Annotated in this window: 11 protein-coding genes; 6 read left to right on the forward strand and 5 right to left on the reverse strand. The window is 32.2% G+C overall.

Annotation, left to right across the window (positions count from 1 at the left end; all coding sequences use genetic code 11):
• The first annotated feature begins 20 nt into the window (after positions 1-20).
• The 3 genes from KPL50_RS11385 (at position 21) to KPL50_RS11395 (ending at position 3,652) form a co-directional block, all read left to right on the forward strand.
• A complete protein-coding gene (locus tag KPL50_RS11385) occupies positions 21-1,919 on the forward strand; it encodes a phosphodiester glycosidase family protein (RefSeq protein ID WP_253200582.1) in 1,899 nt (632 codons plus the stop codon).
• Between the two features lie 242 nt (positions 1,920-2,161).
• Positions 2,162-2,659, forward strand: a complete 498-nt coding sequence (locus KPL50_RS11390) for a GAF domain-containing protein (protein ID WP_216298591.1) — start codon at positions 2,162-2,164, stop codon at positions 2,657-2,659.
• A gap of 153 nt (positions 2,660-2,812) precedes the next feature.
• Complete coding sequence (locus tag KPL50_RS11395) at positions 2,813-3,652, forward strand: S1 RNA-binding domain-containing protein (RefSeq protein WP_216298592.1); 840 nt, start codon at positions 2,813-2,815, stop codon at positions 3,650-3,652.
• An 80-nt stretch (positions 3,653-3,732) separates the two neighbouring features.
• Here KPL50_RS11395 and KPL50_RS11400 read toward each other — a convergent pair whose 3' ends face one another.
• The 3 genes from KPL50_RS11400 to KPL50_RS11410 all read right to left on the reverse strand — a co-directional run bounded on the left by KPL50_RS11400 (position 3,733) and on the right by KPL50_RS11410 (position 7,576).
• Positions 3,733-6,396, reverse strand: a complete 2,664-nt coding sequence (locus KPL50_RS11400; protein WP_253200577.1) for a cation-translocating P-type ATPase — start codon at positions 6,394-6,396, stop codon at positions 3,733-3,735.
• A 106-nt stretch (positions 6,397-6,502) separates the two neighbouring features.
• On the reverse strand, positions 6,503-7,039 hold the full coding sequence (locus KPL50_RS11405) for a chromate transporter (protein WP_216298593.1): 537 nt from the start codon (positions 7,037-7,039) through the stop codon (positions 6,503-6,505).
• A complete protein-coding gene (locus tag KPL50_RS11410; protein ID WP_216298594.1) occupies positions 7,040-7,576 on the reverse strand; it encodes a chromate transporter in 537 nt (178 codons plus the stop codon).
• A 304-nt stretch (positions 7,577-7,880) separates the two neighbouring features.
• Here KPL50_RS11410 and KPL50_RS11415 point away from each other — a divergent pair, with 304 nt between their 5' ends.
• The gene (locus tag KPL50_RS11415) at positions 7,881-8,303 is read left to right on the forward strand and encodes a YaaR family protein (protein ID WP_216298595.1); all 423 of its coding nucleotides are present in this window, start codon (positions 7,881-7,883) and stop codon (positions 8,301-8,303) included.
• Positions 8,304-8,513: 210 nt separating this feature from the next.
• Here the strand turns inward: KPL50_RS11415 and KPL50_RS11420 are convergent, their stop codons facing one another.
• Positions 8,514-10,424: an NAD(+) synthase gene (locus KPL50_RS11420; RefSeq protein ID WP_216298596.1), complete on the reverse strand. Its 1,911-nt coding sequence runs from the start codon at positions 10,422-10,424 to the stop codon at positions 8,514-8,516.
• Positions 10,425-11,014: 590 nt separating this feature from the next.
• Between KPL50_RS11420 and KPL50_RS11425 the strand changes: the two genes are divergently transcribed.
• Both KPL50_RS11425 and KPL50_RS11430 read left to right on the forward strand, forming a co-directional pair.
• Positions 11,015-11,443 (forward strand): NfeD family protein, encoded by a 429-nt coding sequence (locus tag KPL50_RS11425; RefSeq protein ID WP_216298597.1) that lies wholly within the window; start codon positions 11,015-11,017, stop codon positions 11,441-11,443.
• 30 nt (positions 11,444-11,473) lie between these two features.
• A complete protein-coding gene (locus tag KPL50_RS11430; protein WP_216298598.1) occupies positions 11,474-12,448 on the forward strand; it encodes an SPFH domain-containing protein in 975 nt (324 codons plus the stop codon).
• 41 nt (positions 12,449-12,489) lie between these two features.
• Here the strand turns inward: KPL50_RS11430 and KPL50_RS11435 are convergent, their stop codons facing one another.
• Positions 12,490-13,107 (reverse strand): flavin reductase family protein, encoded by a 618-nt coding sequence (locus KPL50_RS11435; RefSeq protein WP_216298599.1) that lies wholly within the window; start codon positions 13,105-13,107, stop codon positions 12,490-12,492.
• Between the last annotated feature and the right edge of the window lie 41 nt (positions 13,108-13,148).

Genomic DNA, 13,148 nt, shown 5'->3' on the forward strand with positions numbered 1-13,148 from the left:
GGGCATGAATTTTGAAATTTATGAGATTTAGATATGAAGAGAAGAAAAAAAGGTTAATATCCTTATTGATGTCAAGTGCTTTGGTTGGTAATATTTTTAGTTTTTCAGCTGTAAATGTTTATGCAACAACACATAAAGAGGATTTTATAATTTTAGATGAAAAAATTGCCAATGGAGTACAATACATAGAGCAAAAAAGAAATTATTATGATACGGATAAAAGTGGCATACAGCTAAAGCAGACGCTAAATATTATTAAGGCAGATTTGAACAACAGTGATGTGGGTCTCATATTCGCTAAAGCAAAAGATGTAGTGCTAGCAAAGGATACAGTATCAAAACAAATTGGGCAAGAAATATCTAAAAATAACAGTGTAGTAGGAGGAGTCAATGGTGATTTCTTCAATATGGTTATAGGCGCAAGTGTAGGCCCGCAAATTAAAGATGGAGTACCTTTGGTAGGATATACTTGCAAGGCAGATGAAAGTAGATATCCAATATTCGGTATAGATAAAAATGGTAAGCTCTTTATAGAAAACCTGAGCTTTAGTGGCAAGCTCATAAAGGGTGACTCTACATTAGATGATCCTAACGCAAATGTAGAGCAACAAAGTGTACTTATAGATAGTGTTAATAGATTTGGTGAATTTGAAGTGAATAAGTTCAGCGTGAAAAACAGTTTAATGGTACTCACACCAGATTATAGTCTAGATCGAAAAATAAAACAGTCAGTTTATGCACCAAGTGAGGTATTGACAGTAATTAGGGGAATAGATGGTCCTGTTTTATTAGACAAGCAGTTTACAGGGGTAATTGAAAGTATAGGGGGCGGAAACAAAGAAGTAATTATTCCTAAAGATGGTATAGTTATTGCATCGAATGGTACAAAAGCTACTTGGGTAAAAGGAAATCTTAAAGCAGGAGATAAGGTGAAGTTTAACCTAGGATTTAACAAGAAAGATATTGTTAGTGCTATGGGAGGATATAATTATCTGGTTAAAAATGGGGAAGCATTATCGGCGGCAGTGATGATAAGTGCCGGTGTAGACAAATATCTTGCAACCTCTAGAAAACCTAGAACTGCCATTGGAATAACTTCGGATAATAAGGTTATTGCATTAACTGTTGGAGGAGGACAAGCTTCAGCCTCATTTAGTGATGGAGCTACTTTATCAGAAATGGCTAATTTAATGGTTGAATTAGGTGTAACAACTGCGTTGAATTTTGATGGTAGTGGTTCAACCCAGATGAATGTACGTCGTTATGCAGAAAACGATAATACCATTGTTAATGTGCCATCTGATGGTTCAGAAAGAGCTGTAACTAATACTGTTTTATTTACTAATAATGCACCTATAACAAATACAGCGGGTGATATTATTATGAAAAAAAATATGCTTGTATATAAAAATTCATCTTATAATTTTAGTCTAAAAGGAGTTGACACTAATTTACATCCTATGAATTTTTCAGACAAAAATGTTAACTGGTCTATTCAAGGAGAAGTTGGACAAGTTACTTCTAAAGGTGAGTTCCTGGCTGGTAATAAAGCGGCAATTGGAGCAGTAAAAGCTTCTTTAGATGGTATTACAGGAAGCACAGTGGTTACGGTGCTAGATTCCTTAGGCTCATTAAGTATAACGGATAAAGATATAATTTTATTAAAGCAAGGGGACACGTATCAATTTTCTGTAAAATCCAGTAATGAAAAAGGTGAAAATGTTTTAATTGATAATAAATCAGTAAAATGGACGGTGACAAGTAATGATTTGCAAATTGATGAAAATGGATTATTAAAAGTTACAGGTAAAGAGGGAATGGGAGAAGTAATAGCGGAAGCTGGAGGCAAAAGGGCAATTGTTAAAATAGATAAGCTTGAACACAATGATGAAACAATAAAAAATACTAGTGAGGTATAGTTAATTTAATAAGGACGAATGCTGAACGTCATAAGCAATATAGATTATTAAATCTGCTACGGTAAATGGTTATAATTGGGCGGAAACTAGGGACGGTTAACAACTATTTATATAAATAGTTGTTAACCGTCCCTTATTTTTACCTTATTTAAAAAAATAGCTTTTATTTTCATGAGTTTTTAACTACAATAGAAGTAGGGATTTAGAAGTAGGGATTTATTGTTTTTTAAGGAGTGAGAAGAATGATAAAATTAAATGGAATAGAAAAGATGACAAATGAGCAGAAATATAAATATATGCTTATTCTTTTAGAAGGACAGCTCAGCTCAGAAAAAAATGACTTAGCAAATCTATCAAATGCTGCTGCAATTATTAAAGCAGTTATGGATAGATTAAATTGGGCAGGGTTTTACATACTACGCGAAAACACATTGGTGCTTGGAATGTTCCAGGGCCTTCCAGCTTGTAACAGGATAGAAATAGGTAAAGGTGTATGTGGAACAGCAGTAGCTACAAAAAAACTTCAGCGTATAGAAAATGTGAATGAGTTCCCAGGACACATTGCTTGCGACTGTGCAACAAATTCCGAAATTGTTATACCTATAATAAAAGACGGTGTAGTTTATGGAGTTTTAGATTTAGACAGTCCAGAGCTAGGAAGATTTACAGAGCTTGAAGAAAAATATTTAGTGCAATTTGTTTCTAAACTTAACAAATACATAGATTGGTCAAAAGTTTAACGACATTTCAGAAGGAAGGTTTCCTATTACTATAAGCAGGTGGATAAATGCTATAATAAAGAGAAACTTAAGTGGATGTACCAATATCCTTCTGAAGTCGTTAATATTACAGCTTCGCAGAAGATGATTAAATAAGAGGTAGGAGATTATAAAATGATAAACATAGGAGATTTAAATAATTTAAAAGTAGTTAGGCGAGCAGAATTTGGGTACTATTTAGACGCTTGTACAGGAAACACTAGTGATGACGTACTACTTCCAATGAAAAGTACTTTAGGTAGAGCACTTAATATTGATGATGAAGTTGAAGCCTTTGTATACAGAGATTCAAGTGATAGGTTAATTTCAACTTTAAAGAAACCACTTGCTAAGGTAGGGGATTTAGCTTATCTTAAGGTGATTGACATGACTACAATTGGGAGTTTTGTAGAAATTGGTCTAGAAAGAGATGTATTAGTTCCCTTTAAGGAGGAAAATTATAAATTAGAAACAGGCAGAAAATATCTTTTTTATATATATTTAGATAAGACTGGAAGAATTGCAGCTACTACTTTTGTTGATAAATATTTATATGAGACAGATTCATATAAAATTGATGATGAAGTGGAAGGTACAGTATACGGAATTCAGACTAATGGTACTGTAATGATAGCTATTGATGATATTTATAGAGGGGTTATTCTAAGAAATGAAAATTATATGAATATAACGCCTGGAGATAGATTAAAAGTAAGAGTAAAAAAATATTATGAAGATGGCAAAATGGACTTAACAGTAAGAAAACCAAGACTAGAAGAAAGAGATGCAGTTGAGGAGCAAATATTAGGATATTTAAATAGCTCTAATGGGTCTATGCCATACAATGATAAGAGTTCTCCAGATGATATAAAGAAAGTCTTTAAAACCAGCAAAAATGCCTTTAAAAGAGCATTAGGTGGCCTTATGAAAAGTGACCTAATTCTTCAAGACGAAGAAGGTACTAGGTTAAAATAAATTATTATATATCACATTTTTAGAAAAAAGTAAGAGTCTGATGAGTTAATCATCAGGCTCTTACTTTGTTATATAGTTCCTTATATTATGGAAGAACTGCGTCTGAATGTTTTTACAATTTCATTCAAAAGTAGTGGCATAAGAGATAGGATAGTAACAAAACCCCAATCCATTAAACTTAAGGAATGAACACTAAAAACATTTGCTAGAAATGGCACAGTTATTATAAAATCTTGCAGCAGTATTCCAAAAACTATAGCTCCAATTAAATACTTGTTTGAAAACAAACCTATTTGGAATATGGATTTTCTTTCATTTCTCATATTTAGTGAATGAACTAGTTGAGAAACACTAAGGACTACAAAGGCCATAGTTTGAGCATGTTTTAGTGCATCTTCTGAGAGGTTACTCGGGAATAGTGGGAAGAGACTTGTGTCTCCACTATAATATTTTGCACCTATTATAAATGCCGATAGGGTTAATATACCGATTAAAAGTCCGTTAAGAAGTAAATTTAATGATTCACCCTTAAATAAACTATCCTTTGGACTCCGAGGTTTATATTTCATCACATCAGGGTCGCCAGGATCTACACCTAAAGCTAGGGCTGGAAGCGTATCTGTTATTAGGTTAATCCATAATATATGGATAGGTCTAAGCGGAGACGCCCAGCCTAAAAGTATTGCAAGAAACAGAGCTATAATTTCTCCGATATTACAGGATAGAAGGAATATTATAGTTTTCTTGATATTAGTGAAGATGGTTCGTCCTTCCCTTATAGCAGCAACGATAGTTGAAAAGTTATCATCCAAGAGTATCATATCAGCAGCACCTTTAGCCACATCAGTACCGGTTATACCCATGGCTACTCCTATGTCTGCCATTTTAAGAGAGGGAGCGTCGTTTACACCGTCACCAGTCATTGATACAATGTTTCCTTTTGCTTTAAGAGCGCGTACAATCTTCACTTTATGTTCCGGGGACACTCTTGCGAATACTCTAATACTCTCAATTCTATTATTTAGTTCTTCTTCAGACATTTTATCAAGTTCGGTGCCAGATATAACTTCAGAAGGATCATTAGCAATATTTAATTCTTTGGCTATAGCAAAAGCTGTGTTTTGGTGATCGCCTGTTATCATTACAGTTTGTATTCCCGACTTCATGCACAGGGAAATAGAATCTTTAACCTCGAGCCTTGGAGGATCTATCATACCTACAAGTCCTATAAGTATTAAATCACTTTCAAGTGAATCAATCTCTACATGAGAGGTGGGAAGGATTTTATAAGCCGCACCTAGTACCCTTAGTGCATTATCAGACATATTATTTGAGGCAGCTAATATTTCACTTTTGATAGTAGGGGTGATGCCTATTATACTTCCTTTAATATATGCCTTTGTGCATAGATTTAATAGATTATCAATAGCGCCTTTTGTCATTACGTAATATTCATTATCATATTTATTTACAGTAGTCATTAATTTTCTATCTGAATCAAAAGGAATTTCATCAATTCTTTTATGTGTTTTTTCTAATTCGTCTTTAAATATGCTATAGTTTACCCCAGCTTGTAATAGAGCAACTTCTGTGGGGTCGCCAGTTTTTGAATTTTCGGAGTAAGTAGCATCATTGCATAAAATAAGATTTTCTAGTAAGAGCTTATGCTCATTGTCATTAATATTTAGACTGTCTATAGCTCCTAAGTTACCATCAGCATAGAATTTTGTTACTGTCATTTTATTTTGAGTTAAAGTACCTGTCTTATCTGAACAAATAATATTTACCGAACCTAAAGTTTCAACAGCAGGTAATTTACGTACAATAGCATTTTCCTTTATCATCTTTTGAACTCCCATAGCAAGAACTATAGTTACTATAGCAGGAAGACCTTCAGGAATAGCAGCAACAGCTAAACTTATGGAAACAAGTAGCATTTCAAAAAGATCTCTCTTTTGAAGAACACCAACAATAAACATAAGAGCACATATCAATAGAGCACCTATTCCCAGATATTTACCAAGCTGCGCTAGTTTCTTTTGCAGCGGGGTCTCCTCGTCTACTTTTTCATCGAGCATCTTAGCAATCTTACCTATTTGAGTTTCCATTCCAGTAGATACAGCTATGCCAACTCCTCTACCATAGGTTGCAAGAGTTGACATAAAGAGCATGTTTTTTTGATCACCCAGTGGTATATCCTCGCCCGTTAAGACTAGAGAGGCATCTTTATCCACAGGGACAGATTCTCCTGTAAGTGTGGATTCTTCTATTTTTAAATTTGCAGCTTCAATAAGTCTTAAATCGCAGGGAACATATCTTCCTGCATCGATAATAATAATATCTCCAGGTACAACTTCCACTGATGGGATTTCTTTTAACTGCCCATCTCTTTTGACTACAGCCTTTGGAGTAGATAATTTTTTCAGTGCATCAAGAGCTTTTTCTGCTTTAGACTCCTGAATAATCCCTACTGTAGCATTAATAATAATTACAATAGCAATTATTATTGCGTCACTTGTTTCACCAAGGAGGGCAGAAATCACCGCAGCTGCAAGTAAAATGTAAATTAAAATATCATTTAGTTGGGCAAAAAACATGGCTATAAGGGTTTTAGGTTTTTTAGTTATTAATTGGTTTAGTCCGAATTTTTCTCTATTTAGTTCGCTTTGCTCTTGAGAAAGTCCTGTTATTGGATTCGTGTCTAGTTCTTTTAAAACCTCCTCAATAGTTTTGTTGAAAAACATTAATATCACCTCGACTTATAGTATTTGTTATTATAGCTGAATTTATTAAAAACAAGAAAATTATTATACAAACACTTAGTAAATAAAGAGAATTGATTAGCAGTAGTTACATGGGGATTAAACCATAAAACACAATACCTAATATCCCTGAAATAATTATTATTAAAATTGGATGAAGTTTATTTGTAAGCAGAAGTCCCAAAATTATGATCCCAATTATTACACTTTTAATGTCCCTATAAGATTCTTTTCCAAGAGATAGGAATACAGAGATTATAAGTCCAATTAGGGCAGGTCTCATACCTGCTAGTGCAGCCTTCATTATGTAGGATTCCTTAAATTTAACAATATAGTGATTAGCTATAGAAACTAAGATAAAAGAAAAGGAAACTACACCTAGGGTTGCAGAAATACTACCTAGTATACCAGAAACCTTAAAACCTACAAAAGTAGCTGAATTTATTGCTATAGGGCCAGGAGTCATTTGTGATATACCAATAATATCAATAAACTCTTTATAAGTAATCCAATTATGACTATTTACAATTTCTCTCTGGATAAGTGGAAGCATTGCATAGCCTCCACCAAAGCTAAAGGCACCTATTTTTAAGAAGGATAAGAAAATTTGAATTAGATTAGACATTTACTCCACCTTCTTTCCGAGAAATATAACCCCGTATAATCCAGATAAAAGTATAACTATAACAGGATGTACATTTAAGAATAATATACTTGCCATGGAAACTAAAATTATTATAAGATTTGCATAGTTTTTCTTTAAAGATTTAGATAAGCTTACTACGGCTATGAGTATAAGCATTGGTACCGCAGCAGAAATACCTTTGAAAACCAGATCTACATAATAATAATCCCTAAATTTCATAAAAAAAACTGCAATTAATAAAATTATAAAAAATGAAGGTAATACCACTCCTAGTAGTCCAATGATAGCCCCAAGTAGTCCGCTAATTCTATAGCCAATAAATATACTACTATTAACGGCTAAGGCTCCAGGAAAGGTCTGAGAAATAACAATTATATCTAAGAAATCTTCTTTAGATAGCCACTTTTTTTTATTTACAACTTCCATCTCAATGAGTGGTATCATGGCATAACCTCCACCAAAAGTAAAAGCTCCTATTTTAAAGAAAGTCCAAAACATATTTAGTAGTCTTTTCATTTGTTCACTCCTAAAAATTCTAATTTTTTATTATATGGATAGAAATGTTGGTTCTAGCATCATTAAAAGCAAAAACCTATATCTATAATGTATATTATTTACCATATTATTATACTAATATAAAAAAATATTGGCAAATTTATAAGTAAAAGAGTTTACATTTGGTTTTAAATGGAGTTATTCTTATATGGCGAGAATTATTTTTCTATTGTGTATATTTTTTTTTGTAAAACCCGATATAATGAATATAAGGATATGAAAACATTTAGAGAAATTAATTTATATAGACTAGGGGGTGAAGAAATTGGAAATATCAAGATCTAGAAGAAATTCAAACGTTACTTCAGACAAGAAAACTGTATCTAGTAAAAAAGATTTTTCTCAAAATTTTAGCTTTGCTAGGCAACAAAAATCAGAGCAGCAATTAAAGGACATGGTGGAGGACATAAAGAAGAAAGGAAATAGATTGTGTATTACAAAATGTTTCGCAGATGTGCGAGCTTATAAAAATTTAATTAGAGAGTATTTAGATTCTGTTTTAAAACATATGTACGAGGTTAAAAAGGATATTAGTTTTTGGCAAACACAATATTTTATAACGGTAGATACTGTAGACCTCAAACTAGAGGAACTAACGCAAATGTTACTCAGCCAAGAAAAAGAAAATCTTGACATAGCTAATACCATTGATGAAATTGCAGGACTTATTGTAGATATTTATAGATAAAAAAAAGAAAAAAGTATATATTACTACTAATGCAGTCACGTCGCTAAGAACTACTAATTTTATTTTTAATTAAGATAAGAAGTTCTAAAGCTCAATTCAATGCATTATACGTAATATATATCTTTTTGGTGTGTGTAAAGACATTCGTTTGCAAGACTAGTAAGGAGCGCTTAAAGCCACTTACACAATACAACATATATTTTATTATTTCTAAAGAAAGGAATTAAAACTAGCATCAGATGGCATTCTAAGATCTCCTCTTGGAGATACACTTATAGTTCCTACTTTGGGGCCATCTGGCAAGGCTGAACGTTTAAATTGTTGAGTAAAAAATCTTTTTATAAATTTATCTAACCATTTGATGATTTCCTCTTCGCTATAATCAGCTTTAAAAGCCTCTTTAGCTAAAAATAATATTTTACTAGGAGAAGCTCCTTGTTTCATAAAATAGTAAAGGAAAAAGTCATGTAGTTCATAGGGTCCTACTATGTCTTCAGTCTTTTGAGTAATTTTACCATTCGCATCTTTGGGTAGAAGCTCTGGACTTACAGGGGTGTCAAGGATATCTAAAAGTATATCTGTAGCTTCCTTTGAGGCTTCTTTATCCGCTACATACTTAACTAAATATCGAACCAGTGTCTTAGGAATTGAGCAGTTTACAGAGTACATAGACATATGGTCTCCATTATATGTGCACCAACCTAAGGCCAGTTCAGATAAATCTCCTGTTCCTATTAATAGCCCACCGTCTTTATTAGCAACATCCATAAGAATTTGAGTTCTTTCTCTTGCTTGAACATTTTCATAAGTTACATCATGTTTTTCTATTGGATGATTTATGTCTTTGAAATGTTGCAAACAAGCATCTACTATATTAATTTCTCTAAGCTCTGTACCTAAATCTTTACATAGGTTTATGGCATTCATATAGGTTCTATCTGTAGTTCCAAAACCAGGCATTGTGATAGTAATAATATTTTTTCTTGGCAGTTTTAACATATCAAAGGTTTTAACTATAACGAGTAGTGCGAGGGTTGAATCAAGGCCCCCAGAAATTCCAACTATTGCTTTTTTAAGCCCAGTATAAGAGAATCTTTTAGCAAGAGCCGAGGATTGAATATTAAATATTTCCCTGCAACGTACTTCTCGTAGGTATTGATTAGAAGGAACAAAAGGATGTTTATCTATATTTCTATCAAAAATCCCATATTCTGTGCTTGAAAATTGAAAAGGAATTTCGCATACGTCAAAAGGACATATAGAAGTACTATTTCTAAAACTGATATTTTTTAATCTTTCACTATTTAACTTATCTATATCAATAATGGAAGTGATAATTTCATTTTCTCTTTGAAATCTATTATTTTCTTTTAATAATAAGCCATTTTCGCTAATTAAAAGATGGCCGCTGAAAAGTAAATCTGTGGAGGACTCAAAAACACCAGAGGATGCATATAAATAAGAACACATACATCGTGCGCTCTGAGATGAAATTAAGGATTTTCTGTAATCAGCTTTGCTAACTAATTCATTAGATGCCGATAAATTAGCAATTATATTTGCTCCTTGAAGTGCTAAATAGCTGCTTGGAGGAATAGTTACCCAGAGATCCTCACAAATTTCAAAACCAATCTTAATATTATTGCAGGTGAACAATAAATTTGTTCCAAAGGGGATACCTTTTTTAAAAGAAAAATCTACAGTTTTGTTTATAATTCCAAGGCCCTCAGTAAACCATCTTTTTTCGTAAAACTCAGAGTAATTTGGAATATAGCTTTTTGGTACTATTCCTAAAACATTCCCCTTAAAGATTACATAAGCACAATTGTATAGACAATTATTAAAATGCAGTGGAGATCCTACAGCAATTAGTATATCTTTGTTTTTAGAAAATTCGCATAGAGATTCTATTGCACCTTCAGCTTTTTTAAGTAGCTCCTGTTGTAAAAATAAATCTGCACAGGTATAAGCTGTTATGCAAAGTTCTGGGAAAACTATGAATTTTGATTTTTCTTTTAAAGCATCTTCAATGCAACTTTTTATGTTAATTAAGTTAAATTCTATATCTGCCACATTTACAATTGGACAAGCAGCAGAGACCTTAATAAAAGAAGTATCCAAGTGAATCACTACCTTTCTTTAATTCTTCAAATATAGTATTTGTAAAATTGACTTTATATAACCAATGTTCATTAAAATTATATCATTATCTTAGTTTTAATAGTAGGGACGGTTAACAATTATTTCTCCTTAGCGTAAATAATTGTTAACCGTCCCTACTATTTACGCATCTAAATTGTAGAATAGTTCAAATAGTTGTTAACCGTCCCCAGCTATTTAGGTGTTAATTATCGAATTATTATGATATTTAATTGAAACGTTGAATTAATTAGATAAGGTAAGCAAACATGAGGTAAAGCTATGCAAAGGCTATAAAAAGGTATATTATAACGGATAATATGCTAAACAAAACTTTATTAAGAATAAGAAATACTATATAATAATATTTATACCACATAATGTTTTAGTGTAATATTATTACAGTAGAAGAGAAGTTAATGTATTTAAGAGCCTATGCCTTTAGATGTGGGAGTATCAGAAAAAAATGGTGTCATTAAATACAAAAGAGGGATATAATTAAATGAGGACTAGAAATATCCTAATATTGAAAAATTTATCATGTTAATTAATATTCGAAAGGGGGGTACAACATGGAATGGAAGCCGATGATATTTTGGGTGATTGTAGCATTGGGGGCACTAGCTATTGATATTGTAACAAGTAGTTTTATGTTCATATGGTTTGCTCTAGGTGCAATTGCAGCAATAATTGCTTTAGCGTTTAATGCAACAGATGTTGTTCAAGCCATTGTTTTTGTAGCAGTTAGTGCAGTGGCAATGATTATTGGATATCCTATAGTCAAGAAAACCATAAAGAAAACTGTAAGCAAAACACTAACTATGGAAGAAGCGTATATAGGAACTGAATTTACAATAACAAAAGATATAGATGTAAAAGCAAATATTAAATTCCAAGGGATATATTGGACAGTAAAAAATGTAGGGAAACCTTTAATGAAAGGCGACCTTGTTCAAGTGATTGGAATAGAAGGAAATAAATTATTAATAGCCAAAGTATAAGTTGTATTAAAATTTAAGGAGGAATTTGTAATGAATGTTGGAGCATTTATAGGTATATTTTTATTATTAGTAGTAGTTATTGCGATTTTATCATCTATTAAAATTGTTAATACTGGATCCGTGTGTTTGGTAGAAAGGTTTGGTCAGTTTCATAGGATACTAGAGCCAGGTTGGCATTTAACAATTGTATTTGCAGATTTTGTTCGTAGAAGGATTTCTACTAAGCAACAAATATTAGACATACAACCACAGAATGTTATAACTAAGGATAATGTAAATATTTCAATTGATAATGTTATATTTTATAAGGTTGTTAACTCAAGAGACGCAGTGTACAATATTGAGGATTATAAATCAGGTATTGTGTATTCTACAATAACTAACATGAGAAATATTGTGGGAGACATGACTTTAGATGAGGTATTATCAGGAAGAGATAGAATAAATTTGAAACTACTTGAAATAATTGACGAAATCACAGATGCTTATGGAATAAAAATATTGTCTGTTGAAATTAAAAATATAATTCCACCATCTGAAATTCAACAGGCAATGGAAAAACAAATGAGAGCAGAGAGAGATAAGAGAGCATTTATCCTTACAGCAGAAGGTGAAAAACAAAGTCAAATTGAAAGAGCAGAAGGACATAAACAAGCTCAAATATTAAATGCTGAGGCTGAAAAGGAAGCAAATATTAGACGTGCAGAAGGAATGAAAGAATCTCAACTTCTTGAAGCAGAAGGTAAGGCTAAAGCAATATCAGAAATTGCAATAGCAGAAGCAGATGCTATTAGAAGAATAAATTCAGCTATTATAGAATCTGGTACAAACGAAACAGTAATAGCATTAAAACAAATTGAGGCTCTTAAGGAAATGTCTAAGAATCCAGCAAATAAACTTATACTTCCACTTGAAACATTGTCAAGTTTAGGTAGCATATCAGCTATTGCTGAAATGTTAAAAATGACTAAGAACGTTGAAAATATGCCAATATTAAAAAAATAAATATAAAAGAAATAAAAAGAAAAAGAAAGCCTGACGAAAAATCAGGCTTTCTTTTTCTTTTTAAATTTGTTTTTTGAAGGTGGTTCACTTTTGATTTTTTTCTGAACTGAATAACCAAATTTGCCTAGAGGTTTAGAATTGACACTAAAATATTCACCATGCGAATAAGTAATAAGATCTGCATTTTCAAAATGAATTTTTCCATTAAAATCTATTAAGCTACTATCTACATGAGTATTCACAATTTCAGCTAAAACTAAATGGTGAGTACCTAAAGGAGTAATGCTTTTAACTTTGCACTCTAGAGATATTGGGCATTCAGAGATTAAAGGAGCTACGACATCCTTGCTGTTTTCCGTAGTGAAGTTCATCTCGAGAATTTTATCTATTTGTCTTCCTGAACGTACCCCACAAAAATCCACTTGTCTAACCAGTTTACAATTAGGTAAATTTACTACAAAGTCACCACTTTCTTTTATATATTCGTAGGAAAGCCTTTCAGGCCTTATAGCTACAGTTATCATTGGCGGCTTAGTACAAGCTGTTCCTATCCAAGCTACTGTAAAAACATTTATGCTGCCCTCTTTATTTTTTGAGGTAATTAATACTACAGGAACAGGATTTAGCATTGCACTGCCTTTAAAAATAGTTTTTGTCATATATTTTCACTCCCATGCCTTTTTTTCTATAACATTACTCA

This window comes from Clostridium sp. CF012, from assembly GCF_018861755.1.
Lineage (GTDB): Bacteria > Bacillota > Clostridia > Clostridiales > Clostridiaceae > Clostridium_AD.